At 64.7% G+C, this 25,345-nt stretch carries 27 protein-coding genes; 14 read left to right on the forward strand and 13 right to left on the reverse strand.

Features of this window, described 5'->3' with window-relative positions; translation table 11 throughout:
- The first annotated feature begins 232 nt into the window (after positions 1-232).
- Together ABIB35_RS09160 and ABIB35_RS09165 are read left to right on the forward strand one after the other, a co-directional pair.
- Complete coding sequence (locus ABIB35_RS09160; protein WP_354180757.1) at positions 233-760, forward strand: CGNR zinc finger domain-containing protein; 528 nt, start codon at positions 233-235, stop codon at positions 758-760.
- A gap of 78 nt (positions 761-838) precedes the next feature.
- Complete coding sequence (locus ABIB35_RS09165) at positions 839-1,366, forward strand: DinB family protein (RefSeq protein ID WP_354180759.1); 528 nt, start codon at positions 839-841, stop codon at positions 1,364-1,366.
- Between the two features lie 9 nt (positions 1,367-1,375).
- Here the strand turns inward: ABIB35_RS09165 and ABIB35_RS09170 are convergent, their stop codons facing one another.
- The 5 genes from ABIB35_RS09170 to ABIB35_RS09190 all read right to left on the reverse strand — a co-directional run bounded on the left by ABIB35_RS09170 (position 1,376) and on the right by ABIB35_RS09190 (position 5,986).
- The gene (locus ABIB35_RS09170) at positions 1,376-2,143 is read right to left on the reverse strand and encodes an SCO1664 family protein (RefSeq protein WP_354180761.1); all 768 of its coding nucleotides are present in this window, start codon (positions 2,141-2,143) and stop codon (positions 1,376-1,378) included.
- Positions 2,143-2,697 (reverse strand): DUF3090 family protein, encoded by a 555-nt coding sequence (locus ABIB35_RS09175; RefSeq protein WP_354180762.1) that lies wholly within the window; start codon positions 2,695-2,697, stop codon positions 2,143-2,145. The genes ABIB35_RS09170 and ABIB35_RS09175 overlap by 1 nt, the downstream gene beginning before the upstream one ends.
- Positions 2,698-2,712: 15 nt before the next feature.
- The gene (locus ABIB35_RS09180; protein WP_354180764.1) at positions 2,713-3,414 is read right to left on the reverse strand and encodes a histidine phosphatase family protein; all 702 of its coding nucleotides are present in this window, start codon (positions 3,412-3,414) and stop codon (positions 2,713-2,715) included.
- Positions 3,415-3,849: 435 nt separating this feature from the next.
- Complete coding sequence (locus tag ABIB35_RS09185) at positions 3,850-4,926, reverse strand: 2,3-butanediol dehydrogenase (protein WP_354180766.1); 1,077 nt, start codon at positions 4,924-4,926, stop codon at positions 3,850-3,852.
- Between the two features lie 52 nt (positions 4,927-4,978).
- The gene (locus ABIB35_RS09190) at positions 4,979-5,986 is read right to left on the reverse strand and encodes a GlxA family transcriptional regulator (RefSeq protein WP_354180768.1); all 1,008 of its coding nucleotides are present in this window, start codon (positions 5,984-5,986) and stop codon (positions 4,979-4,981) included.
- Positions 5,987-6,126: 140 nt separating this feature from the next.
- Here ABIB35_RS09190 and ABIB35_RS09195 point away from each other — a divergent pair, with 140 nt between their 5' ends.
- From ABIB35_RS09195 to ABIB35_RS09230, 8 genes are all read left to right on the forward strand, one after another.
- Positions 6,127-6,483: a DMT family transporter gene (locus ABIB35_RS09195; RefSeq protein ID WP_354180769.1), complete on the forward strand. Its 357-nt coding sequence runs from the start codon at positions 6,127-6,129 to the stop codon at positions 6,481-6,483.
- The gene (locus tag ABIB35_RS09200; protein ID WP_354180771.1) at positions 6,483-6,800 is read left to right on the forward strand and encodes a DMT family transporter; all 318 of its coding nucleotides are present in this window, start codon (positions 6,483-6,485) and stop codon (positions 6,798-6,800) included. Before ABIB35_RS09195 ends, ABIB35_RS09200 begins: the two co-directional genes overlap by 1 nt.
- 177 nt (positions 6,801-6,977) lie before the next feature.
- Positions 6,978-8,684, forward strand: coding sequence for an S-layer homology domain-containing protein (locus ABIB35_RS09205; protein ID WP_354180773.1), 1,707 nt, complete (start codon positions 6,978-6,980; stop codon positions 8,682-8,684).
- 144 nt (positions 8,685-8,828) lie between these two features.
- On the forward strand, positions 8,829-8,972 hold the full coding sequence (locus ABIB35_RS09210; RefSeq protein WP_354180775.1) for an SDR family NAD(P)-dependent oxidoreductase: 144 nt from the start codon (positions 8,829-8,831) through the stop codon (positions 8,970-8,972).
- A 184-nt stretch (positions 8,973-9,156) separates the two neighbouring features.
- Positions 9,157-9,744 carry an NUDIX hydrolase gene (locus ABIB35_RS09215; protein ID WP_354180776.1) on the forward strand — a complete coding sequence of 196 codons (588 nt, stop codon included), beginning with the start codon at positions 9,157-9,159 and terminating at the stop codon, positions 9,742-9,744.
- A gap of 80 nt (positions 9,745-9,824) precedes the next feature.
- Positions 9,825-10,343, forward strand: coding sequence for a DUF2127 domain-containing protein (locus ABIB35_RS09220; RefSeq protein ID WP_354180777.1), 519 nt, complete (start codon positions 9,825-9,827; stop codon positions 10,341-10,343).
- Between the two features lie 94 nt (positions 10,344-10,437).
- A complete protein-coding gene (locus tag ABIB35_RS09225; protein ID WP_354180779.1) occupies positions 10,438-11,178 on the forward strand; it encodes an EAL domain-containing protein in 741 nt (246 codons plus the stop codon).
- Positions 11,179-11,455: 277 nt separating this feature from the next.
- The gene (locus ABIB35_RS09230; RefSeq protein ID WP_354180781.1) at positions 11,456-11,860 is read left to right on the forward strand and encodes a hypothetical protein; all 405 of its coding nucleotides are present in this window, start codon (positions 11,456-11,458) and stop codon (positions 11,858-11,860) included.
- A gap of 196 nt (positions 11,861-12,056) precedes the next feature.
- On the opposite strand, the gene ABIB35_RS09235 is transcribed toward ABIB35_RS09230, so the two are convergent.
- Positions 12,057-12,185: a hypothetical protein gene (locus ABIB35_RS09235; protein WP_354180783.1), complete on the reverse strand. Its 129-nt coding sequence runs from the start codon at positions 12,183-12,185 to the stop codon at positions 12,057-12,059.
- A 135-nt stretch (positions 12,186-12,320) separates the two neighbouring features.
- Between ABIB35_RS09235 and ABIB35_RS09240 the strand changes: the two genes are divergently transcribed.
- Positions 12,321-13,088, forward strand: a complete 768-nt coding sequence (locus ABIB35_RS09240; RefSeq protein WP_354180785.1) for an SDR family NAD(P)-dependent oxidoreductase — start codon at positions 12,321-12,323, stop codon at positions 13,086-13,088.
- A gap of 16 nt (positions 13,089-13,104) precedes the next feature.
- Here ABIB35_RS09240 and ABIB35_RS09245 read toward each other — a convergent pair whose 3' ends face one another.
- On the reverse strand, positions 13,105-14,640 hold the full coding sequence (locus ABIB35_RS09245) for an LTA synthase family protein (protein ID WP_354180787.1): 1,536 nt from the start codon (positions 14,638-14,640) through the stop codon (positions 13,105-13,107).
- Positions 14,641-14,849: 209 nt separating this feature from the next.
- Complete coding sequence (locus ABIB35_RS09250; protein WP_502915761.1) at positions 14,850-15,950, reverse strand: DNA polymerase IV; 1,101 nt, start codon at positions 15,948-15,950, stop codon at positions 14,850-14,852.
- Positions 15,951-15,957: 7 nt separating this feature from the next.
- Here ABIB35_RS09250 and ABIB35_RS09255 point away from each other — a divergent pair, with 7 nt between their 5' ends.
- On the forward strand, positions 15,958-16,710 hold the full coding sequence (locus ABIB35_RS09255) for a phosphotransferase (protein ID WP_354180789.1): 753 nt from the start codon (positions 15,958-15,960) through the stop codon (positions 16,708-16,710).
- Here ABIB35_RS09255 and ABIB35_RS09260 read toward each other — a convergent pair.
- Entirely contained in the window at positions 16,707-17,729 is a 1,023-nt protein-coding gene (locus tag ABIB35_RS09260; protein ID WP_354180791.1) for an NADPH:quinone reductase, read from the reverse strand. The genes ABIB35_RS09255 and ABIB35_RS09260 overlap by 4 nt on opposite strands.
- A 63-nt stretch (positions 17,730-17,792) precedes the next feature.
- On the opposite strand from ABIB35_RS09260, the gene ABIB35_RS09265 reads away from it, so the two are divergent.
- The gene (locus ABIB35_RS09265) at positions 17,793-18,395 is read left to right on the forward strand and encodes a hypothetical protein (RefSeq protein ID WP_354180793.1); all 603 of its coding nucleotides are present in this window, start codon (positions 17,793-17,795) and stop codon (positions 18,393-18,395) included.
- A gap of 158 nt (positions 18,396-18,553) precedes the next feature.
- Here the strand turns inward: ABIB35_RS09265 and ABIB35_RS09270 are convergent, their stop codons facing one another.
- Positions 18,554-19,816 (reverse strand): hypothetical protein, encoded by a 1,263-nt coding sequence (locus tag ABIB35_RS09270; protein WP_354180795.1) that lies wholly within the window; start codon positions 19,814-19,816, stop codon positions 18,554-18,556.
- A 263-nt stretch (positions 19,817-20,079) separates the two neighbouring features.
- Between ABIB35_RS09270 and ABIB35_RS09275 the strand changes: the two genes are divergently transcribed.
- A complete protein-coding gene (locus ABIB35_RS09275; RefSeq protein WP_354180796.1) occupies positions 20,080-20,685 on the forward strand; it encodes a class I SAM-dependent methyltransferase in 606 nt (201 codons plus the stop codon).
- A 4-nt stretch (positions 20,686-20,689) separates the two neighbouring features.
- Here ABIB35_RS09275 and ABIB35_RS09280 read toward each other — a convergent pair whose 3' ends face one another.
- The 3 genes from ABIB35_RS09280 to ABIB35_RS09290 are packed head-to-tail and all read right to left on the reverse strand — an operon-like array spanning position 20,690 to position 25,298.
- Complete coding sequence (locus ABIB35_RS09280) at positions 20,690-22,384, reverse strand: glycoside hydrolase family 13 protein (protein WP_354180798.1); 1,695 nt, start codon at positions 22,382-22,384, stop codon at positions 20,690-20,692.
- A gap of 56 nt (positions 22,385-22,440) precedes the next feature.
- On the reverse strand, positions 22,441-23,817 hold the full coding sequence (locus ABIB35_RS09285) for an MmgE/PrpD family protein (protein ID WP_354180800.1): 1,377 nt from the start codon (positions 23,815-23,817) through the stop codon (positions 22,441-22,443).
- A gap of 29 nt (positions 23,818-23,846) precedes the next feature.
- Positions 23,847-25,298 carry an aldehyde dehydrogenase family protein gene (locus ABIB35_RS09290; protein WP_354180802.1) on the reverse strand — a complete coding sequence of 484 codons (1,452 nt, stop codon included), beginning with the start codon at positions 25,296-25,298 and terminating at the stop codon, positions 23,847-23,849.
- Positions 25,299-25,345: the final 47 nt, after the last annotated feature.

Below are 25,345 nucleotides of genomic sequence, written 5' to 3' on the forward strand. Positions count from 1 at the left end.
TATGGCTGTACAAGATTACTGATCCCCGCGGGGACTAGCTGGGCATACGGCTTCAGGTCCACCCGCCGGGCCGTGCACTGCGAACAGCGCACGTACAGGATCACGCCGTCGGACACCTGATGGCGGGATTCAGTGAGCCAGGAGTGTTCATGGTCTGGGGTGGATGGCTGGCGTTTGGATGCGATAGAGACTGGGCTGGTAGGCATGGAAACAAGCATGATGTAATGCCCTTATGCATCTCAACCCTTACGGCGAGTACGCCGTGCTGCTCGCGGCTTCGCTGGCGAACCGCTGGCCGGACACCCGGGCGGCCATTGTGGAACGGACGCGTGAGTTTGGGATGACCATGGAGTTCCCGGCTTTCCCTGACGATCACGCGGCCACCCGCCGGGTGATCGATGACTGGCTGGAAGTGGTCCGGGCAGCGGATCCCAATCAGCGGGCAGCGCTGCTGAATGCACAGATGGCAGGGGCTACGGCGTACCCGCGGCTTACGGATCACGACGGCGAGGGCTGGCACCTGCACTACCGCGACGATGATCAGGCGTTGCCGGCGGTGCTGCGGGCTGTCATCAGCGTGGGTACCTCACTGCACCTGGTGACCCGCGGGATGCACCGGCTGGGTATTTGCGCGGCAAAGCCGTGCGGCAACGTGGTTGTGGACGTCACCCGCAACGGCCGGCAGCGGTACTGTTCTGTCCGCTGCGCCAACCGGGCTGCGGTGCGGCGGCACCGGTCGAAGGCTGCGCCGGAGACTTGATCCGCCCCAACCTTCCTCGGCACCTAAGTCCCGCAGAACGCTGCGGGTGGGAGCGGAACGTTCCTCTAGGATGTGCACATGGCGATAACCCCCGATACCAAGAACTGGACCTGGGTCCTGGACCGTCCGTGCCCGGAGTGCGGGTTCGACGCCGCAGCGACGGCTTTTGATGACGTGCCGGGCCTGCTTCGCAGCAGCGCGGATGACTGGCGGAGGATTCTCGCCGGCCAGGCAGCAGCCCAGCGCCCGGACGACGGCACCTGGTCTCCGCTGGAGTACGGAGCCCACGTCCGTGACCTCTGCCGTGTCTACCGGATGCGCCTGAATCTGATGCTGACGGATGACGACGCCGGTTTCGCGGACTGGGACCAGGACGCCACCGCCGCAGCCGAACGCTATGCGGAACAGGACCCGGAGGTGGTAGCCGACGAGCTGGCCGCGGAAGCGGAGCAGATGGCGGCAGCCCTCGCCGCCGTCGAACCCTCCCAGCTGGACCGGCGCGGACTGCGCTCGGACGGCAGCGCCTTTACCGTGGATTCCCTGGCCCGCTACTTCCTCCACGATGCGCTCCATCACGTCTGGGATGTGCGCCCCCGGGCTACCTGAAGAATCCCGCTAGAACAGCGGCCAGGGCACCGCGGACATCTGGCCGCCCGGCGCCGGAAACTGCCCCCTCATACGCAGCCGGGCGCAGCGCGCGGCAAGGGCAGCGATTTCCTCAACGGTGAGCAGCTTCGCCAGCGTCGAGCCCAGCTCACCGTCCAGACCGGCGAGAACACGATCGATACCCTCGAGTTCCTCGGCGTTCAGCGCCTCGCCGATCCAGCCCCACAGCACCGTCCGCAGCTTGTTCTCGCTGTGGAAGGTGAGCCCGTGGTCCACGCCGTACCGGTGCCCGTTGGCCATGGCGAGGATGTGATCGCCTTTGCGGTCGGCATTGTTGACGACGACGTCGAACACCGCCATCCGCCGCAGCGCAGGCGTGTCTTCATGAATGAGCGCGACGATCCGTCCGCTCTGGTCTTCGCCCTCGAGGACCTGTTTCCAGCCGGTGGCCGGCACCTCGTCCAGCGGAACCAGGTCCACCGGGGACTGCTCGGGATCCGTCTCCTGCCAGAGCTGCACCATTCCTTCACCGAACTGACCATCCCGCAGCCACGTGCGCGGCACGGTGTTCCAGCCCAGAACCTCCGACACGAGGTAGGCGGCCACCTCGCGGTGAGCCAGGCAGCCGTCGGGAAAGTCCCACAGCGGCTGCTCGCCCGCTATGGGTTTGTAGACGACGGCGGTGTCGCCGATGCTGCCCAGGAAGGTGGCGTTGGACGCCGTCGTAATGCGGCCGGTGAGCGTCAGCTCCGCGGTCACCAGGTCGGGCATGGGCATCAGGACTCGGGGAAGGTGCAGGTGTGCCCGTCGGCGTCGATCGGCTGACCACAAATCACGCAGATCGGGCGCCCGGCGCCCACGATCTCCCGTGTGCGCTTGGCGAAGGCACGGGCGGTGCCCACCGGCATGCTGACCCGCAGCACCTCGGCCGGATCGTCGTCGTCGTCGTCCTCAAGGAATCCGTCATCGTCCGGGTCCACCTCTTCGAGGGGGTACGCCTCGACGACGAGCTGCGCCGTGGTGGGATCCCAGCCCAGGCTCATCACGCCGGCGCGGAACTGTTCCTGAACGGCGGCGAGATCGTCATTGTCCACGAGCTCGATGGGAGTGCTCGCGGGAACGTGGAAGGGATTGCCCTCGACGGTCATGAGCTGGTCGAGGACCTCGTCGATCTTCTCGGCGAGCTGGGCCGACTGCTGTTTCTCCAGGGCGATGCTGATGATCTGCTTCCCTGTTTGCACCTGCAGGTAGAACGTGCGCTGGCCCGGGACGCCGACAGTGCCGACGACGACGCGGTCAGGCCAGGCGAACTCGTGAACGGTTGAAGGCATAGGACTACTTTAGGCTCATCGGGCCGGTGGCGCTGCGTGTCCTGCACCACCGCCTACCGGCGCATCGTCCGACGCAGGGCTGACCGCCAGCCAGGACAGATCCCCGGCTTCGGTGTTGGTCGCGTGGACGGTGGGGCGTCCGGTGCCGTAGCGCACTATAGACACGGACGCCGGACCCACGCTGATGCGCTGGAACAGATCCAGGTGCATGCCGAGCGCGTCGGCGAGAATCGATTTGATGATGTCACCGTGGCTCACCGCCACCCACACGGCTCCCGGCCCGTGTTCGGCCTCGAACGCCGCATCGTGGCGCCGGATCGCAGCCACCGACCGGGCCTGCATTGCGGCCATGGACTCGCCGCCGGGAAAGACGACGGCGGAGGGCTGCGACTGCACCGTGGCCCACAGCTTCTCCTTCGCGAGCTCCTCGAGCGTGCGGCCCTGCCACTGGCCGTAATCGCACTCGGTGAGCTCGGGATCCACCGGTGCATGCGGTGCGCCGGCCTGGCGGTCGAGGATGTACTGCGCGGTCTTCCGGCAGCGCTCGAGGGGACTCGACACCACGCCCACCAGAGGCACGACGGCGAGCCGGTCCCCGGTGGCGGCCGCCTGCCCGCGGCCCACCTGATCGAGGTCGACACCGGGGGTCCGCCCGGCCAGCAGGCCGGAGGCATTCGCTGTGGTGCGGCCATGCCGCACAAGAATTACTGTTGCCATTCCCCCAGCCTAGCCATCTGCCCGACGGCGGCGTGAACGGCGCCGGCGCTCTGCCGGCCGCTGATAGGGCCCGCAGGTCGAGTTTTGCTCAGAGAGCAGCGCTGGAGTGTTCCGCCAGCCCGGGAACCGCGTTGTACGGCCTCATGATGGGTCGCTCCCAAGAAGAAGGCAAGCGCAAACGCGATCATGTCCACGGGCCTCACCGCGTCCAACGTTCTCGGTGTACCCGTGGGCACCTTCATTGGAATCGCCCTCCTCGTTCCGGCTGTGCAGCGCGACACCTCGGCTACGGGCCTGCGGCGCGAGCTCAGTGCCTTCCGGTCCCGCCAGGTCTGGCTGTCGCTGAGCATCACCATCCTCGGCTATGGAGCGGACCGCTCAGCCGGGGACGGCGGAGTGAAACATGGTTTCACCCCGCCGTTGCCTGGCGGCAGGCTACAGACCCTGTCCCGACGGGGATACCAGAATCTTTACTGCCGTTTCATTGCGGTTGATGAGGGTGTCGAAGCCCTCGTCCACCAGCCCTTCCAAGCCGATCTTTCCCGTAATGAACGGGGACAGATCGATCTTTCCGGATTCCACCAGTTTGATGGTCGCCGGATGGGAGTTGACGTAGGCAATGGTGCCGCGCAGGTCGATTTCCTTCATGACCAGCTTGTGCATGTCGAATTCCGCGCGCTTGCCCCAGATGGACACCACCACCAGCACCCCTGTGGGGCGCAGCGCATCCATGAGCGTGTCCAGGACCACCTGGACGCTGGTGCATTCGAACGCGACGTCGGCGCCCTTGCCGTCCGTCAGCCGGCGCACCTCGTCCGCCACGTTCACTTCGGAGGGGTCAAAGGCGTAGTCGGCGACGCCGGCTTCGAGTGCCTTCTCGCGGCGCAGCGGGCTGAGCTCGGAAATGGCAACGGTGACACCCTGGGCCTTGAGGACCGCGGCGGTCAGCAGGCCGATCGGGCCGGCCCCGCCCACCAGTGCGACGTCGCCCGCCTTCGCGCCGGAGCGCTCCACGGCGTGGTAGCCCACGGACAGCGGTTCAATGAGGGCGGCCTGGTCCAGCGGGACCGACTGGTCGATGGGATGGACCCAGCGGCGCTGCACCACGACCTTTTCACCGAGCCCGCCGCCGCGGCCGGCGAGGCCGATGAAGTTCATGTTGGGGGAGAGGTGGTAGTCCCTGCTCTCTGGGCCGGTGTTGACGTCGTCGCCAATAATGTACGGCTCGACCACAACATGCTGGCCTACCTCGAGGTCATCAACCCCCTCGCCCACGGCGTACACCACCCCGGAAAACTCGTGCCCAAGGGTAACCGGCAGGCTCTCGCCGGAAATGGGGTGGGAGTGGCCGTGCCCGGGGGCAAAGATGGGCCCCTCGAGGTACTCGTGCAGATCGGTGCCGCAGATACCGCACCAGGCGACGTCGATCCCGACTGTTCCCGGCGTAACGTCCGGCTCGGGTACCTCATCAACGCGGATGTCCCCACGGTCGTAATAGCGGGCGGCTTTCATATCTGCTCCTTACCTCGTGAAACATGGATGGGCTCCCACCCACCTTCTAAGGCTAGGCCACGGGTCCTGCCTGCAGGGGAAAACCGCCGGCGGCGGGACGTGCTTGGAACCGGTGGGGGCTGGTATGGAAGCGGCGCCTGTAGTCCGTCGGCGTGGTCGAGAAGGCGGCCGCGAAGTTTTGGCGGAGAGTTACCGGGCTGCCCAGCCCGCAGTCCGCAGCGATCTGATCGATGGTCAGGTCTGTTGTCTCCAAGAGCCGCCGTGCGGCATCGAGCCGGCGGGCCCGGATCCAGGCCGACGGCGTGGTTCCGGTGGCGGCGCGGAAGGCCCGGGCGAAAGTGCGGCGGCTCATGTGTGCCTGCGCTGCCAGGCGGTCGATGGTGAGCGGTTCGTGCAGGTGGCCCTGCGCCCATTCGAGCAGCTGCGCGATCGGATCGTTACTGGAGCGCTGCGGAACGGGATGCTCAATGTACTGTGCCTGCCCGCCTTCGCGGTGGGGTGCGACGACGAGGCTGCGCGCCACCGTGTTTGCGGCCTCGGCACCCAGTCGGTTCCGCACCAGATGCAGGCAGGCGTCCAACCCCGATGCGGTGCCCGCCGAGGTCATCACGTCCCCGTGGTCCACGTAGAGGACGGAACGGTCGAGCAGGATATCCGCGTGCCGCTCACCCAGTGCGGCAAAGGCCTGCCAGTGCGTGACCGCCCGGCGTCCAGCCAGCAGGCCGGAGTCCGCCACGGCAATCGCCCCCAGGCAGAGGCCCAGAATCGTGACGCCCTGGCGGTGCGCATCCTGCAGGACGGCCTGCAGTGTCCCGCTGGGCACCCGCCCGTCGTCGAACCACGACGGTACCACCACAACGTCGGCGCTCGCGGCAGCCTCCGGACCCTCGATGCCGGCAAGCTGGTACCCCTCCGCCGTCCGGATCGGACCCGCAGTGTCGGAGAACAACGACGTGGTCCACTCTCCGAGCCCCTGGCGCCGAACCTCATCGAAAACCATCTGCGGAACGGCCAGATGGAACATGGTGACGCCGTCAAAGGCATACACGGCAATGCGCATTCGAAATCCTTCCTTAATGGCCCAAACCCATCTTACCTAGGCATCCGTGCCACTGGCGGCCCGCTGCTCAAGCGGGAAAGAATGGAAGCCGCGCCGCACCCTGACGGCACCACTCTTCGCGTCTACCCAGGAATCGATCCATGACCAACACCGCCAAAGCCTGGCTACTGTTAATCCCCGCCATCTTGGTGGAAGTGACGGCCTCACTCGCCCTCAAGGGTGCCCTCGAACACCCGGCCCTCTACGTCGTTGTCGTCATCGGCTACCTCAGCGGCTTTGTCCTGCTCTCCGCAATCCTGCGCACGGGCATGCCCCTGGGGGTTGCCTACGGAATTTGGGGAGCGACCGGCGTTGCCCTCACCGCCGTCGGGTCCCGCCTGATCTTCGATGAACCGATCACCGCGCTCATGGGCGCCGGAATTATTGTCATCATTGCCGGAGTCCTGTGCGTGGAGCTCGGAGCCCAGACCGCCTCCAAGAAAGCAGAGGTCGCCTGATGATTTACCTTCTGCTCGTCGGCGCCATTCTGTCTGAAGTCGCCGGCACGATCAGCCTCCGCCTCGCGATCGACAACAAACGCTGGTACGCGGCAGTCGCCGTCGGATACATCGTGTCCTTCACCCTGCTCGGCCTGTCCCTGGCCAACGGGATGCCCGTCGGGATTGCCTACGGCATCTGGGCAGCAGCGGGCGTCGCCCTCACCGCCGTCCTCTCCAGGTTCCTCTTCAAGGATCCCCTCACCTGGCTGATGGGCCTTGGCATCGTCCTCATTATGGGCGGCGTCCTGCTGATCGAACTCGGCGCACCCCATTAACCAGGTCCAACCAACCGGCCCACTAACCAAGGCCCGACGGCGGGACGGAGACGCCGGGCACGGCTGACAGCGGAGGTTCCCTCGGCGTTATAAGCAGTACCGGCGTGGGATTCTTCGGGGCGAAGATGAAATTCAACCTGTTTCGCTGCCGCACGAGGTACTCTGCCATTGTTGCGGTTGAAATCTTTTGCCGCAGGGCGAACTGATGCCATTCAGTTTGCGCGCGTCTTAATACTCGGGGGCTTTCAATTGATCCGTTCCACTGCGCAGAAAATAGCCGTGCTCACAGGCACTGTGGCGCTTTCTTTCACCTTGGTTACCGTTCCAGCGCAGGCGAATGGTGAGACGGTGTCTCCTTCCCCGACCACCGTGACGGGCTGCGGCGCGTTCGGCGCGTCGCCGCTCCTGGAAGCCCCGGTGACCGGAGGAGGGCCGGAAGCGGTAACCGTCAGCCCGGACGGTTCCCGTCTGTACGTGTCACTGACAAAAATCGAGGAACCTGGCAGCGGCTTCGTATCGGTTCTGGATGCTGCGACGCTGCAGCAGGTGGCGGAAATGCGGGTACCGGGACACTATCCCTACGCCGGAAAGGTATACCTGAATGCCGCCGGAACCAAAGGATATCTGGGGACAAATTCAGGAACGGTGCAGGTCTTTGATGCCCTCACCAACACGATGACGGCTTCAGTTCCGATCTTCGATTCCAAGGCAATCGCTTTTAGTCCTGACGGAGCGAAGGTCTATGTCGCCGGTTACAACCGCGTCATTACCGTTATCGATGCAAAGACGGACACCGTCGTCGACACATGGAACTTTGATCTTGCCTATGGCACATTCGTTGACATCGAAATCGACCCGACGGGGTCATTTGCTTACGTGGGCGGCCTGAGCAGGAATGTCGTGCATGTCATTGATCTACGCTCAGGTGCTGTGGTTCAGACCATCGAGGTGGGAGGCCCTCCAGGGCAGTTGGCCCTCACTTCAGACGGTAAGACGCTCTACGTGACCGACGGGTTCAACGGGAAGCTGGTTGTCCTGGATACAGCGACCCGATCCGTTCGGAACAGCTTCTCCTCGCGGCAGGGTCAGCAGCTGCTGCTGAGCGGTTCTGAGGACCGTGCCTTCCTCTTGTCAGGGCTCCACTCCCGGATTGATGTTGTCGACCTGACCACGGATGCAGTGATCTGCGCTCATTCCCTGCTGCCGGATTACCGCCACGGACTTATGGACTTTGCCCTCAGCCCCGACGGGCGGCGAATGTTTGTGGCGAGTATCGCGGATAAAAACAATAAGATTTCCGTCCTGCCGATTCCCGAGGAGGAAAACACGCTGTTCCGCGATGTCTCGGGCATGGATCAGTTTGAGCGTGAGATCCGCTGGATGGCGAACGCCGGCATTGCGACCGGCTACGAGGATGGCTCCTATCGTCCGCTGGAACCGGTCCGCAGGGATGCGATGGCAGCTTTCCTCTACCGGTTCCACGGCTCCCCGGAATTTGCAGCACCGGCGGTGTCTCCGTTCAAGGACTTGAACACGACGGATAAGTTCTACAAGGAGATCACCTGGCTGGCGAGTATGGGGATAGCGACCGGATGGCCGGACGGCACCTATCGTCCCCTTGAACCGGTCCAGCGGGACGCGATGGTGGCCTTCATGTACCGTTCAGTGAAAAATACCCACTTTAGTGCGCCGGAGACCAGCCCGTACAAGGACGTTAGAACCACCGATCAGTTTTATCTGGAGATGGCATTCATGTCTGCGAATGGCGTCACGACCGGATGGCCCGACGGAACCTTCCGCCCCCTCCAACCGGTCAACCGCGATGCCATGGCGGCCTTTATGTACCGGCTCAATCCGTTGGGCCCATCAAATCTGCTCCGGTGATTTTGAGACGCGGGTGGGCGTAAGGGAGACCGCCGGTGCGGGTATAGCCTGAAGAGATAGATGTATACGCATGGATAGGTCCCAGGCCCGCAGGATCCGGGCCTGCGCGGAGTCTTCCTTGGCCTTGAAAAGGTACTCAAGGTGATGCGTGAGCAGGGATCGGAAATGGTCGTTAACACTGCAAGCGTCGGCGGAATCACCGGGATTGGCAACCAGTCGGGCTATGCAGCAGCCAAGCACGGCGTGGTGGGCCTGACGCGCAACTCCGGCATAGAGTACGGCCAGTAGGGTATCCGCATGCGTTCCTGCTGTCCGACGACGCCCCTACGTCAATGCGGCCGTGTGGCCCATCGACGGCGGACAGTCCATCAAGTACTAGGTCTCCACCCTCCCCGGTCCGGGCTGCCTGGCCCGTCAGGGAAGGGTAGGGTCCCGCCCGTGGTCCGCGCCCCCACATGGCCCCCGTGGCCCCGTGGTCCCCGGCAAAAGCCGCTATGTGCGGCAAGATGACAGGATGCCTCTTGATCATTTGCGCACCAGCCTTAAGCAACTTCCCGAATCAGGACCACGGGACGCGTATCTGCGGTTTCTGGACGCGGCGGGGGACGCTTCTCTGCGCAAAAATGGCGGCCCGGAGCATGTGACCGGGTCCTGTTTTGTATTCTCGCCCGACTTCGACCAGGTGCTCCTGTGCTTCCATCGCAAGGGGCAGTTCTGGGTGCAGTTCGGCGGTCACATCGAACCGCAGGACGCCTCGGTTTCGGAAGCCGCCCAAAGAGAGGCCCGGGAGGAATCAGGAATTGGCAGCCTTGTACTGCTTTCCCCCGCGATCATGGATCTTGACCGGCACGAGCTGCACTCCGGATTCTCCTGTACCGCTCATTGGGACGTGGGATTCGCTGCGGCCGCCAACCCGGATACGGCGATCTCCGTCAGTGACGAGAGCGAGGACGTCCGCTGGTTCCCGGTCAACGGTCTGCCTGCTCAAGTCCCTGCAGGCTTCGGCGCGCGCTTGGATAAAGTTCGGCGCACGGCCCGGTCCCTGTCCGCCATGCGCTAACCGGTTTCTGCATCAGACCGGGGACTCACCCGGCCAAGTGCGTCACAATGCAAGGTAGTGACGGTGGCAGGGGAGGCCTTGTGGGAAAAGCACGAGCCGGGGGTGCGGGCCAGGGCGGCACGGTCCTGGATAAGACCTTCAAGGTCAGTCTGATCCTGAAAGGGCTCGACGGGCTGCTGGAGATTGCCGGTGGAATCCTCCTGTTCGTGATGACTCCGGCGCAGATAGGATCGCTGGCGCGGGCCCTGACACAGCACGAACTATCCGAAGAACCGGGCAGCCCGATCGCTAACGCTCTGCTGCATGGAGCCGACTCGCTGACCGTTTCGGCCTCACTCTTTGGGGCGGTGTACCTCTTGCTGCATGGATTGGTGAAAGTTGTCCTCGTCTGGGCCGTGCTCAAGGACTACCTGTGGGCATATCCCTGGATGATCGCATTCCTGTTGGTCTTTATAGTTTTTCAGGGCTACCAAATCTGGACATCATTTTCTTGGGCCATGGTTCTTCTCACCCTGTTCGATATCTTAATTGTGTGCCTTACGTGGCACGAATATCGGTCCCACCGCGCCCGGCTGGCGAATTCCCGAGGCCCGGATTAAATGACATTCATGCACGCCCGCTTCGCGGCGCGGGCCGCGGCCAATCGGGTCGTAGAATACGGTGGACGTATTCAGTGAGGGGGGGGGGCACCAAATGGCATGCGAGGGCTGCCGGACATCTTCAAAGCTTGACTTCGATTTCAGCATGGCCTTTCAACCAATTTATGACGCCGTTGCCGGTCGCGTCTGGGGTTACGAGGCGCTGGTCAGGGGATTGTCGGGCGAGGGTGCTTTTGACGTCCTGTCACAGGTCTCGCCGGAGCAGAAGTACCGCTTCGACCAGGATTGCCGCGTTAAGGCCATCGAGCTGGCCGCCCGCCTGTTTCCCGCCGGCGAGGATCTGATGCTGTCAATTAACTTCATGCCGAACGCCGTCTACGAACCGGCCGCCTGCCTCCGTGCAACGCTGCTTACGGCCAGTCGATGCAACTTTCCGATGTCCTCCATCATGTTCGAGTTCACGGAAAATGAAGAAGTTGCAGATACCGCCCACCTCACGAACATCATCACCGAGTACCGCAAGCACGGGTTCACTACCGCTGTGGATGACTTTGGGGCCGGGCACGCCGGGCTGGGCCTTCTGGTCGAGTTCCAGCCGGATTTGATCAAGATCGATATGTTGCTCATCCGGGGGATCGATACCAGCCCGGCGCGGCAGGCCGTAGTGGCCGGCATAGTGGGAATCGCCAGGGATCTCGATATTGCGCTGCTGGCAGAAGGGATCGAGACTGAGGCGGAATTCTTGGTGCTCAAGGCAGCCGGTATTCGTCTGTTTCAGGGATATTGGTTTGCGAAGCCGGCATTTGAGGAGCTTCCGCTGGTGCGTTTCCGCTAAAAAATCACGCCACTCATGGAGTATTGCACTGGTTCTCGGGGGCCGGTGGAGGATCAGGGTGTTCCTGGAACGGAGGTAAGGCTTCCCAATGCCACTGACAGCCAGAGCTGATGCGGTTCGTATGGTCCAAAAAGTGCTGGGAGGGTTAGGACGAGGGTGGATGCTATCAGCGGAGCAAACTGCTATATTCTCCAGCGCGACCCATCAGTAGTTCAGCCAGCTCCGAGGACAGGCGGCAATATAAATGACACGGGATGTACGGACTATAAATCGGTGGATGGGGACGCCGATGAGAATCTTGTGCGCCTGCGTGACATTGTGCCTCAGCCTGTTGTGCGTGTATTCGAGCTTCAGCTCAGCAATCAGCGCCACCGGCACAGACGCCTTAACTCTTTGGTTCTTTTTTGCTTGGGGTTTAGGGCTGGTTTGCGGCGGAGTCTGGCTCTTGAGGGGGCGGTCCCAAGGTGAACTGATTATTTTCGCCCCGGATCGCAACCGAATCATGCTTTTTACTTTCATGTTCGTGGGCATTGTCGGGCTGCTGATCTTCTTAGTCAGTCAACCCTCAATCGAGGAGGATACCTGGTGGGCGGAAGGTCTGTATCGCGTGGGGTTTATCCTGCTGACATCAGCCGCCGTGCTTGGGTTTCGGCTGAAAAGAGCAAAGGCGACACAAAGCTGAGCACTGGCCTGCGTCCGGCGGCGGCTGCCGCAGGGCGAGCCGGTAGCCGTGACATTGGATATGCAGTGCGGTTGGATCGCGCAGCAGCAGGATACCGAGCCCCGGAAGAGACCGCACCTTCTTCCACCCCTCCGCATGACTGCAAAAAGCCGGCCGGCCCCATGCGGGACCGTCCGGCTTAGGCGCTGGAGCTGGTTTACTTCTGTTCGTCGTCGTTATTACCGTCGACGGCGTCCTTGACCTTATCTTTGGCCTGGTCAACCTTCTCCGGGTTGTCCTTGGCCGCCTCTTTCGCCTTGTCTGCCATACCGCCCAGATCAGCCATGGGATTGTGCCTTTCCTCTGAGGTCCCGAGGCGCACATGCGGCCCCGGCCTGACACGCCCATCGTCCACCCGGGGAACGGCCGGCGCCACCCCCTGCGGACAGATCTTTCACCGGCGCATTGTTAGGCTCAGGCTATGAACCAGTCGACATACCTTGGTGATCTGTTCGGTCTGGGCGGACGGAGGGCCCTCGTTACCGGAGGAAGCTCAGGCATCGGGCGGGCGATCGCGCTGGCGTTGGGTGCGGCGGGCGCCCACGTCATGGTTGCCGCACGAACGGCCGCTGCAGTGCAGGCTGCAGCCGAAGAAATCCGGCAGGCCGGCGGCTCCGCTGCGGGCATTACCTCCGACCTCTCCACCCGCGCCGGCGCCTATGCGCTCGCCGACTCCGCCGGGGACGTGGACATCCTGGTGAATTCGGCAGGCATCAACCTTCGCCCCGCCATGCCCGACGTCGATGAGGCCACCTGGGATGCCACCATGCGGGTGAATCTGGAGGCACCGTTTATCCTCGGTCAGTGCCTGGCACCCCGCATGGCGAAGCGGGGTTTCGGGCGGATGATTCACATCAGCTCCCAGCAGGCGCACCGGCCCTTCGCTGCCAGCGGGGTTTACGGGGTGTCCAAGGCAGCGCTGGAGGCGCTGGCCCGGTCACAGTCCGAAGCCTGGGCACCGCAGGGAGTCACCGCCAATGTTCTGGTGCCGGGCTTTGTGCAGACACCCCTGAACCAGCGCCTCAGCTCTGACCCGGCCACCGTGCAGGCGCTGGCCGACCGGACGCTGATCAAACGCAACGGCACGGCCGGGGACTTCGCCGGAGCGGCCATCTTCCTGGCCAGCGCGGCGTCCGCGTACGTGGTGGGCCAATCAATCGCCGTCGACGGCGGGTTTTCAGTGCACTAGCCCGCTCAAGTGCGGATTACGGAGCGGCGACCTTGCCGGCCCAGGCACGCGCGTAGAACAGCGGGGAGTGCGAGTCCAGCAGCTCCGCGTACCCCTGGGGCTCCATGGCCTGCGCCGAACCGTCCGGAACCTCCGGGGCAAAGGCGGACACGCCCAGCCCCGCCGCGCGGTTCTCCAGGGTCAGGCCGGCGGCTTCCAAAATGGTGGGGAACATGTTCAGCTGGTCCGCGCCGGGGTGCTGGGCAGTGGACTTGTTTCCGCCCGGAACCCAGATCCGATTGAAGATGGTGCGGTTCTCGTGGTAATCCAGCTGCTCGTGGAAGGCGTCGCCGGCGCTCATGTGCTTGAGATGGTCGCCCATGATCACCACGGCGGTGTCCTCGAGGTATCCCTGTTCCTTCATATGGTCCAGGAAACCGGCCACCTGGGTCATGGAGCAGAAGAACGCGGAGGTGACCTGGTTCTGCGTATCCACGTTGCAGTAGTCGTAAATGTGCACGGGCTCGTGGGTGTCCAGCGTCAGCATGGAGAGGTTGAACGGCTGCCCGGTGGTTTCCGCCTCGGCGTGCAGCTCATCGATCCTGATCTTGGCCTGCTCCATGAGGCGTTCGTCGCTGAGGCCCCAGTCGCTGCGGAAGTTTTCCTCCGGTTCGCCGGCGGCGCGCCAATCCGCGAGGCCCTTCACTTCGGAGTAGCCGTGGGTGTTCAGGAAGGTGTCCTTGGCGGCGAAAGAGGAGCTGGCGCCGCCCATGAAGACGCTGGTGTAGCCGTGCTCGTCAAGGACGTCACCCAAGCAGGTGGCTCCGCCCAGATAGGAATCGGTGCCGCCGTCGACGTCGTTGGAGGAGTCGCTGCTCGCCCCCAGACCCGCGCCCTTCAGCGGGACGCCGCACTGCGTCGAAGCGAGACCGGCCATGGTCCAGCCTCCGCCCCTGTACTGCTGCAGATCCTCTACGCTCTGCCAGCCCTCTGAGGCCGGAGTGGCTTCCTTGAGCGGAACAAAGGCGTCCTTTTCGAAGAGCTGGTCATCCGCGAGGGTGGCCTCACCGGATTCCAGGTAGATCAGCACAAGGTTGCGCTTCTGCTGATCGTCGGTGACGGTCGGCTCCACATAGTATTGGCCGACGTCGTAGGCGGATTTCCCGGCCTTGATGTAGTCCGCGACGCCCACCGTTGTACTGAACGCGGTGGTTCCACCGACAACCACTGCGGACACCAGAATGGTGGAGACGCTGCGCTTGATCCACTGTTTGCGGCGCGGGAGCATACCCGCGCCGGTACGACGGCGTGAACGGTGCCGGGAGTGCCGCCAGAAGGCGATGGCGAGGGTGAGGAGCAGGGGCACGACGCCGATTCCCAGGATGCCGGCCCAGACGATGGCTCCGCCGCCGCCGTCGGTTTCCACGGACACCAGATTCAGAAGCATCTGGCCCACCGAGATTTCGCCCCAGTAGAACCGGATGCCGACGGCGGCGATGAGCATGGCAAGCCCCAGCCAGATCAGGATGTAGACCAGGAGGCCGCCCACAACGACGCCGACCCGTTGGGTCACGTGAAAGATCCGGCCTGACATAACACCCCGCATTCCGATACCGGCATTTCCGCCGCACACCCTCGACAACACTCTTGACAGCCGCCCGTTCCCGGGCTCGCAAAAAGACTTAGTACCGTTACGTTACCCGTTCAACAGTGGGTCATCCGTTCGTAACCGAGTGTTCACCGCAGAAAAGTCACCCGATCGTTAGCCGTGTAGCGGCGCAATTACCAGCCACCGCGCGTGGGCGTGTGCCCCTTCCTGGCCCCGCCCGGCATGGGCATTTCGGCGCGCAGGCCCAGCAGCCGGATGGGCCGGCCGGCCTCGATGGCGCCGGCGAGATCAAGGGCCCGGGCCATGACGTCGCTGGTGTTGAACGTCTCGGGAATCTTCCTGGCATGCGTCTTGGTGGTGAAGGGGGCGTACCGGACCTTGAGCGTCAGCCCGATCACCGGCCTGCCTTCCGCCGCCACATCTTTCAGGACGCTCGCGGTCAGCTGCCGCACGGCGTCCTCCACCTGGGCCGGGTCGGTCAGGTCCTGCTGGAACGTGGTTTCCCGGCTGTGTCCGCGGGCCACCCACGGGGTGTCATCCACCGCGGCGGACCCGTCCCCGCGCCCAAGCTCCGCATACCACGGCCCCATTTTCGGTCCGAACTCCGGGACCAGGCCCTGGGGGTCGGCGGCGGCGAGCTCCGCGACCGTGGAAATGCCCAGCTTGGCCAGCCGGCCGGAAATCTTGGTTCCGACACCCCACAGCTCTCTGGTGGGCCGGTTGCCCATCACCTCCAGCCAGTTGTCCGCGGTGAGGCGGAAGACGCCGGCCGGTTTGCCAAGATCGGTGGCGTTTTTGGCCCGGACCAGAGTGTCTCCGATGCCCACGCTGCAGTGCAGCTGCGTGTCCGCCAGGACAGCGGCCTGAAGGCCGCGGGCGTAGGACTGCGGATCTTCCGTCTCCACGCCGACGAACGCTTCATCCCAGCCCAACACCTGCACGACGGCGCCGGGCCGGTTGCGCAGGGTGGCCATCACGACGTCGGACGCGGCAAGGTAGGCGTCGGAATCGACGGGGAGGATCACGGCGTCGGGCACTTTCCGGGCCGCAATCCGCAGCGGCATGCCCGACCCCACGCCGAACGCCCTAGCCTCGTAGGACGCCGTGGATACCACCGCCCGTTCCGTCGGATCGCCGCGGCCGCCCACAATCACCGGTTTGCCCGCCAGCTCCGGGCGGCGGAGGACTTCCACGGCCGCAATGAACTGGTCAAGATCAACGTGCAGCACCCACTGGTTTTCGCTCACGCGATCAGTGTGCACCGAAGCTAGCATTCAGAGAATGGAAGACGAACAAATACTGGCAGGCGGCAACGCCAGCGGCGGCGTAGTGCGGATCGGGTCAACGGTCCGCAAACCGTGGACCGAGTCGACCCCCGGCGTGCTGGCGTTCATGGCGGCAGTCCGGGAACACGGTGTGGACGTACCTGTCGTCTTCGGCTCTGATGAGCAGGGCAGGCAGGTCACCGAGTTCATACCGGGACAACTCGCGCTCGAAGCGGGGCCGCTCAGCCAGGCCGAGCTCCACCGGGTCGGGAAGATGGTCCGGGCGATCCACGATGCGAGCGGGTCTTTTGTGCCTGCGCCGGATGCACGCTGGGCCTCAGCCATTCCGGCACCCGGAGGCGAGCTGATCTGCCACAACGACCTGGCCCCGTGGAATCTCATCCTCGGGGAACGCTGGGTGTTTATTGACTGGGATGCTGCTGCGCCGAGCACCCGGCTGTGGGACCTCGCCTACGCTGCCCAGTCCTTTACGCTCTCTGACACCCGGCAGGCACCGGAGGAAGCGGCGGACAATCTCGCAGCATTCGTGGCGGGGTACGGGGCGGACCGGACGCTGCGCGGGAAGTTGCCCGAGGCTTTACACCAACGCGCGGCAGCCATGTACCGGCTGCTGAAAACATCGCACGACGTCGGCCGCGAACCGTGGGGCTCGATGTACGAACAAGGTCACGGAGACCACTGGCGCCGCGCAACCCGGTACGCCCTGCGTCATCGAGCCCTCTGGTCCGAGGCCCTTTTGAGGCTCTAGGCGGTTTCTTCTGTCACGCGGATGAGGATTTTGCCGGTGGTGCCGTTTTCCACGGCGTCATGTGCCGCAGCGGTGTCCTCCAGCGGGAACCAGGTGAGCGGAAGGCCTGCGGACTCACCCACCGGGAAAACGCCGTCGCGCAGTGCAGCCGTGATGTCCTCCGCCGCGGCATGCTGGGCCTCGGCCCCCACTGTGTAGATGAGCACGCCCTGCCAGCGGACGTTCTTCGCGAAGCTGGGGATGATGGGAGCGGTGAACTCGTCGCCGTTGTTATTCGCGTAGTAGGCGATGCTGCCGTGGTTGGCGATCACATCCACGTCCAGCGCGGCGTTCTGGGCGGGGGAAACCTCCACGATCTGGTCCACGCCGTCGGGGGCGATCTCCCGGATGCGGTCCGCCTGGGCAGTGTCCGGGTAGCGGACAATGTGGTGGGCGCCCGCGGCGCGGGCAAGCTCGGCCTTCGCGTCGCTGCTGACCGTTGCGATCACGGTGGCGCCCGCCCAGGCGGCGAACTGGATGGCAGCGTGTCCCACGGCTCCGGCGCCGCCCTGCACCAGGACCATCCGTCCGGCGAGGGCTCCCGGGGCAAGACGGGCCGGCCCGTCTTCGTGGATGGTGAGGGCGCGGTGCGCGGTCATCGCCGGCACGCCAAGGCTGGCGGCGACGTCGAATCCGATCCCCTCCGGAAGCTTCACTGCCCGGTCGGCGGGGAGGACGGTGAACTCCTGAGCCGTTCCGGTCGGGCGTCCGTGGGCCGCGAGGTACAGCCATACGCGGTCGCCGACCTGCAGATTGGTGACGCCGTCACCGACTGCGTCGACCGTTCCGGCGCCGTCCTGGTTTGGCACCACCTCGGGGAAGGCCAGATTGCCGGCGGCACGGGCCTTCCAATCGGTGGGGTTCACGCCGGAGACGGCGACCCGGACCCGCACTTCGCCCGGACCGGGGGCGGCGACGTCACGGTCGACGAGGGAGAGGACGGAGGAGGGACCGGTGCTGGAATACGCGATTGCTTTCATTGGCGGTACAAGGTGCAGGCTCCGCGTTCTATTCCCGGAACACGAAAGGTCCCGGCTGGTTTCGTGAAGAAAACTACCGGCACGTCCCTTCCGGGTAACCGCGGGTTCCCGTGGAAGACTCTGGGCATGAACGAGGAATGGACACGCCTTCAGCCGCTCCTAAGGCCCGGAGAAAAGCTGCGCTGGGCCGGCCGCCCCGACCCCGGCGTGCGGTTTGCGCCGGCCGATAAATTTATGGTGCCGTTTAGCCTGCTGTGGTGCGGTTTCGCCGTTTTCTGGGAGTCCATGGCCATAACCCGCGAGGGCCCGTTTTTCTTCATTCTGTGGGGAATCCCGTTTGTCCTGATCGGCCTCTACTTCGTTTTTGGCCGCTTCATCTACAAGAAGCGTAGGAAGCTCAGGACGGTTTACGGGCTCACGGATTCCCGGGCGATCGTGTCCACCAGCGAACGGTCGTTTCAGGACACCAGCCTCAAGGACATCGCCATCCAAACCGTCCGTTCCCGGGACGGGCGCCATACATCCGTCTTCTTTGGCAGCAGCCGAAACCCCGCTTACCAGAACACGGGACTGGACTTCCTCAACTTCGGAACGGCACAGGGAATCGGGTTTTTCGATGTTGCCGAGCCCGAGGTGTTGTCCCGGGAGCTGGATCAGGTGCGGTGACGGAGCCGCGGTAGCGTTGCGGACCTCGCCGGCGCCGGCCGGTGGCGAGGCCTTGTTGATGAGATTCAAGTGGACGTTGTGCCCCTCCTGCTTGGAGAAGGACTTCCCCTGTTTGCACGCGAAACCCACCTTCGCTACAGGGTCCTTTCTGAGAAGCGTCAGGCCGGTTGAAGCATGGAACGCTGCCGCGCGGGAGGCAGGAAACACCAGAATAGAAGTGCGGCTGACACCAGAGGAGCGATGAATCCGGCCGCCGCCACGGCGATCACACCGATGAATGCCAGGGCCAGGCCGGTGCCTAAGGTCACGCTGACACGCAGCAGCGGGCATCCCGGAATGAGCCGCGCCAAGGGAAGGGCAAGACCGAAACCCAGCAGTAGTCCACCCAGCAGGGTCAGCGGCCACTGCCAGGGGTGCCCGACGCCGGCAAACTGGGCTGCCGCTTCGAAGAGGAGGCCTCCCGAAACCAGGAGCACCGTCCATCGGATAACGCCGCCAAACCAGGGCCGGAGCACCATGCCCAACGCCACGGTCAGCGGAACGGCGTTGAGCGCCCCGGCAGCCAGGCCAAGATTCATCGCTGCGGTGGAATCTTCTGCCAGGTCAGACCAGGTGCTGCCGGTGAGTGCGAATCCGGCGCACAGCAGGCCCAGGACCAAGGTGGCCGCCCCAATCGCCGCGACGGCGGGGCGAAGGCGCCGGGGCGAGGTTTCCTGTTGGCCGAGCCTCTCCGGCCGGAACGCCGGCGGCGGCCCGTCAGGCGGCGTGCCATCTGCCCGGTGCTCCGGTGCGGACCTGCCCAGCGTGGCTGCCCGCAGAGAGACGAACAGCAGCGCGGCCGCGGCAAGGGGAGCGAGCGGAACCGCAACCAAAAACACGATGCCTAGGACAAGTGCTGCCGGAGAGGCGAGCAGTACGCTCTGCACACCGCGGACGTAGCGTGAGCGCTGCAAACTCCCTGGGAAGCTCATCAGCGGGAGAAAAGCCGTTGTCCCGGCAACCCAGGCAGCCGCCAGCAGCGGCAGAGTGGCTGCCCCAAACCAACCGGGATCGGTGCCGGCATCGGCGGCCTCGAAGCCAGCGGACCAGCTGGCCGCCGTGGCAGCCGCCAATCCCCACGCCGGGATGCTGGCAACAGCGGTGAACAGGGCTTCCGGTGCCGACAGCCGACCGGACTGATGACAGAGGACGACGACGGCCAGCGACAGTCCGAGGGGCCCAATGAACATCGACGCCGCGGACCGGACACTTTCGGCTCCGGGCCAGTAGAGGGCATCGGTCAGCAGAATTGCCAGGGGCACAAGGAACGCGGCCAACGCCACCGCCGCACATACGGCCGCCCACAGGGGTGTTGCTCGTTCGCCCAGGCCGTACGCGCGCCGGGACCATGATTGCGCACGTGAGGGCTGGTGTGGGCTCATGACGAACAACCTACCTGCCGGACCGGGATCGGCCTAGGGAAACATGATCCGAGATCGAGTGTCGACCATCCGGCCGTTTGCGCCGTCGAGTGTCGGGATCCTGCCGGAATCCGGCCGCGAATGCCGCATGATCCCGACAATGGGCGGGGACGCGGGAGGCCGATGGCGGAGGGCGGGAATCGCGGCGAGGGCGGGGAGTCGCGGCGAGGGCGGGGATCTGCTGGGAGTCTGCGCACCGATCATCCGCCGCGTACGCTGGAAACGTGCGAAAAGAAACCCTCTGGGAAACCAAAAAACGTTCATCTCCGGGCCATTCCGCCTGGTATATCTCCCGGTTCGCCCAAATGCGCGAGCAGGGCGCCGATCTGCACGGTGAAGCCCGGCTGGTCGATGCCATGGTGCCGCGCGGGGCGCGGATTCTGGATGCCGGCTGCGGGCCGGGCCGGGTGGGCGGTGAGTTGGCAGCCCGCGGGCACAGCGTCGTCGGCGTCGATGTTGATCCGGAACTGATCGAGGCGGCGCAGAAGGATTTTCCCGGCCTTCCCTGGCTGGTGGCGGATCTGGCGGAACTTGACCTGCCCGCGGGGGGCATCGCCGAGCCTTTCGACGCGATTGTCTGTGCGGGCAACGTGCTGACGTTCGTTGCCCCCGGCACCCAGCAGGAGGTCCTGACGCGGCTGCGGAATCACCTGGCCGACGGCGGCCGCCTGGTCACCGGTTTCGGCGCCGGCCGCGGTTATGACTTCGGCACGTTCCTTGAGGACGCCGCGGCCGCGGGACTGAAAGGCGAACAAAAATTCTCCACCTGGGACATGCGCCCCTTCGCTCCGGATGCCGATTTCCTGGTGGCGGTCTTCGGCCGGGGCTGAGGCTCTAGATCAGCCAGGCCGTGGTATCAGCCGGCAGCAGGCCGTTCTGAAGGGGCGAACTGGCCAGCAGCACAGTGCCCGGGGGCAGGGCAGCGGGGGCTGATCCAAAGTTGGTGACACAGCGCCACCCGCCGGGCCGGATGAAATGCAGGACCTCGGGAGAGATCTCTTCAACCCACTCGAAGTTCTCCTCGGTCTGCAGCTCGCGGCGAAGCTCCAGAGCGCGGCGGTAGAAGGTGAGGTTGGAGGCAGGGTCATCCTCCTGGACCTCGACGGCGTATGCCCCGAACCATTCGGGCTGCGGCAGGTGGGCTCCGCCGGAGCCGAAGCCGAAGGAACTGCCCGTCCTGGTCCACGGCAACGGCACACGGCAACCGTCCCGGCCTATGTCCACGCCCCTGTTGCGGAAGAATGCGGGGTCCTGGCGGTGTTCGTCGGCGAGGTCGGCAACCTCATGCAAGCCAAGTTCCTCGCCCTGGAACAAGTAGGCGGAGCCGGGCAGCGCCAGCATCAGCTGGGAAACAGCGCGCGCACGGCGCTCGCCGAGCGTGTGGTCCAGCGCGGGTTCCTTGCCGCCGCTCATCAGCCAGGCCGCGCCGTCCTGGCTTCCGCCGGCGGGCCCGGGCACGGGCAGGCCATAGCGGGTGGCGTGCCGGACGACGTCGTGGTTTGAAAAGACCCAGGTCGACGACGCACCGGAGGACTTCGCCTCGGCCAGGTTTTTGGTGATGATGTCGCGGAACTGCCCGGAGTTCCAGCCGGCCTTCAGCAGATCAAAGTTGAAGGCCTGACCAAGCCCGGTGGGGCTGGCATAACGGGCGCGGCGGTCGGCGTGCACCCAGGCCTCGGCCACAGCGGTGCGCGGCGGGGTGTACTCGTTGAACACCTTGCGCCACTGCGCGAAAACTTCGTGGACTTCGTCTCGGTCCCAGAACGGATGCAGGCCGTTGTTGTTGTCGCTTTCCGCGCCAAGATCCGCCTTGGACGGGAGCGGCTCGGTCATGTCCTTGGTCAGGGCATGCGCCACATCCACCCGGAAGCCGTCCACCCCGCGGTCGGACCAGAAGCGCAGGGTGGTCAGGAAATCGTTCCGGACCTCGCGGTTGTCCCAGTTCAGGTCCGGCTGCTCCTTCGCGAAGAGGTGCAGGTACCACTGGCCGTCTCCGATCCGTTCCCAGGCGGGGCCGCCAAAGACGGAATCCCAGTCCGACGGCGGCTCGTCACCGTTGGGGCCTCTGCCGTCCCGGAAGATGTAGCGGTTGCGGGCGGCGGATCCCTTTGGCGATGCCAGCGCTTCCTGGAACCAGGCGTGGCGGTTGGACGTGTGGTTGGGCACGATGTCCGCAACGAGCTTGATGCCGGCCCGATGGAGGGCGGTAATCATTGCGTCGAAGTCCTCCAGAGTGCCGAGCTTGGGGTCGACGTCGCGGTAATCGTCGACGTCGTAGCCGCCGTCCGCGAGGGCGGAGGGGTAGAACGGGCTAAGCCAGACGGCATCCACACCGAGTGAGCTGAGATACGGGATTCGAGACGTAATGCCCTGCAGATCGCCGATCCCGTCCCCGTTGGAATCGGCGAAACTGCGCGGATAGATCTGGTAGACAGCAGCCTGCCGCCACCAGAGCGGATCCTGCACGCGTGTGGAGAGTTCTGCGGCTGATTGGACCTGGGGGCTGGCAGTAGAAGTCACGGTGGCCATGCTACGTGACAATGCCGGCGCCGGACCGACTCCGGAGGCTCCGGAGACATCAGCGGTTAGGGCCCGGAAGGCGCCTTGGCGCTGGTCATATCGGAAAGGAAAGCTCCTAACGGTTCTGACCGCCTGTGTTCGAAAACGTCCAGCAGCCTTCGTGCCTGCTCGGTGCCAACCAAACCGGTGGCCTTTCCGAGCAAGTCCTCGCGTGTGGGCCGCGCACCGGGCGATCCGCGAAAAGCATCCGTTCTTGAAGTGACCACGGTGCCGTCCGTGAACGTCACTTTGGCCTCAGCCGTCCATGCGGCAGGAAAAGCTGCCTCAACTGCGTCAGACGTTATACAGCGGACTTTGCGCATGAGCGGCAGGAGCTGGGGGGTAAGCTCCGCCGCGCAATCAAACTGTTCAACTGTCGCACTTCCCGTGGTGAGAGCAAGAGCAGCGCCGTAGGGCATGTTGAACTGCGCGTCGACCGCCGACTCAACCCGGAGCTTGGCGTCGGCAGGTAGGCTAACCAGCCGCGCCCCTGCCCGGATGACGGCAAGTTCAACGTCCTCGATATCCGCTGGAGTGAGTCCGGGACGCTGGGTTGCCAAGTCCAGGAGCAGGTCAAGGTTGCCGTGCATGTACCGGCAGCAGGGATAGAGTTTTATGCTCGTACGCCAAGCGAACTCACCGGCTTCGATCGGCGTCGCGCGGTCAGGGCTGAACCCCTGCCCGTAGTTGGACAGGAAGCCGTCCCTGCCCTCCAGTGCGTCCCGGGGAGCGATGAATCCTGCTCCAGCAAGGCGCGCAGCGCGCACCCCGACGGCGGCGGCATGCCCGGCGTTGAGCCGCTTCGTCCAGGCGCCGTCCGAGAGGAATTCGAGGGAACCTGCGGCGAGGTCCGCTGCAATTCCGATGGCGTTCCCCGTCTGGTCCTCGTCCAGGCCGCGAAGCCGCGACACCGCCGCACCCGCCCCGATGGCCCCCGCCACGCCCGTGGGATGAAAGCCCCGCCCGTAGCTCTCGGCGGCACCAAGGACGACGCCCATGTGGCACATCACGTCGTAGCCGACGACTGCGGCGTCGAGTACTTCGCCAAAGGTGGAACCCTGTTCCTCGGCCACCGCGAGCAGCGAAGGAAACACCACAACACCCGGGTGAAGCGAGGCTTCCTCAAAAGTGTCGTCGAGTTCCAGTCCATGGGCCGTGATGCCGTTGACAAGAGCTGCGTCCTCAGTGCCAAGCCGGTACCCGCCCCCGATGACAGAGGCGGAACCATCCGGAGTGGAGAGCGGCGAGTAAGCAGCTCTGGCAGAACGAGCCGAGTCGCGTTCTGCCCCGCCGAGGGCGACTGCAAGGTAATCGAACAGCAGGTTGTGCATCCATTCGCTGCGGTCCTGCGGAAGGGCCAACGGTGCGAGGGCATGGCGGGCGTACGTTTGGGTGAGGGACATGACTGTTCTTTCCTGATTCGGCCCGGCCCTCACAGCTTCACTATGACGGTCTTGGTGGCGGTATAGGCATTGAGCGACTCCAGGCCTTTCTCCCGGCCGTAGCCGGATTTCTTGAACCCTCCGAAGGGATACTCCACGCCGCCGCCTGCTCCGTAGGCGTTTACATACACCTGTCCGGCCTGCACGCGCGCAGCCAGCCGGTGGGCGCGGGAAACGTCGCTCGTCCAGATTGCCGCCATGAGGGCATATTCGGTGCCGTTGGCCAGGCCTACGGCTTCCTCTTCGCTGATGAACGTCATGGCCACAAGCACCGGGCCAAACACCTCCTGCTGGGCGATGTCGGCAGTCGGGTCGACGCCGGCAATGATCGTGGGTTCGAAGAAGGCGCCCGCCTCAATGTGCGTTGGCGCCTGCCCTCCCGTGATGATCCTTCCCCCGGCCCCTTCCACGAATGCGCTCACCCTTTTTTGCTGCTTGAGTGAAACGAGCGGTCCGAGGTCCGGATCCTGCGATCCGGGGCCGATCCGAACCGCCTCAAAGGCGTCCTTTAGCTTCGCCAGGAGGTCCTCCGCCACATCCGCGTGCACCAGGAGACGGGAACCGGCGGAACAAGTCTGTCCTGCGTTCTGCAGGATTCCCTTGGTGATGAACAGTGCTGCCTGGTCCAGATCGGCGTCGGGGAAGACGATGTGCGGGCTTTTGCCGCCGAGCTCCAACACCGCCGGAATCAGGTTTTGGGCTGCCGCCGTGGCTATGGAGGTGCCTACCGTGGTTGAGCCCACGAAACCGATGTGGTTGATGCCGGGATGCGCGGCAAGGGCAGCTCCCGCCTCGGCTCCGATGCCGGTCACGACGTTGAGCACGCCGGCCGGGATGCCGACGTCGACGGCGAGCTCGGCGATCCGCACCGCTGTCCGCGGAGTCTCGTCAGCCGGTTTGATGACCACCGTGTTGCCGGTGGCGAGTGCGGGGGCCACCGCCCGCCCGAACAGTTGCATCGGATAGTTCCACGCAATGATGCTTCCGCATACTCCCAGCGGCTCACGGCGTGTGTAGACGTGGAAGGACTCATCAACGGGCAGGCTGAGCCCGTAATAGGAGTCGATGGCCCGGGCGTAAAAAGTGAAGTAACGGGCCGCGACGGTGGCGTCGGTCCGTGCCTGGGTGAGCGGCTTTCCTGTGTCCTCTGATTCAAGGCGGGTCAGTTCATCGCTGTTGGCCAGGATCGCTGCTGCCAGGGCTTGAAGTAGGTCGGCGCGGACCTCGGGTTTGGTGGCGGCCCACCCGGGCTGGGCTGCGCGGGCGGAAGAAACGGCGTAGTCGACATCCTCCGCGCCGCACCGGGACACCTCACCGATCGCGGTCCCCGTCGCCGGGTCAATGTTCTGGTAGGTGCCAGAGGCAGGGACGTGCTTTCCTCCGATAAAAGCGGTGGTGACGCCTGTCCGTGTAGCTTCGGACTCGACAGCGGTGTTGGACATCATTCTCCAGGGGTTGTTGGAACGGGCGGGGCTGCCGCCCCGCCCGG

It is taken from the genome of Arthrobacter sp. UYP6 (assembly GCF_040547315.1).
In the GTDB taxonomy this organism is placed as follows: Bacteria; Actinomycetota; Actinomycetes; order Actinomycetales; family Micrococcaceae; genus Arthrobacter_B.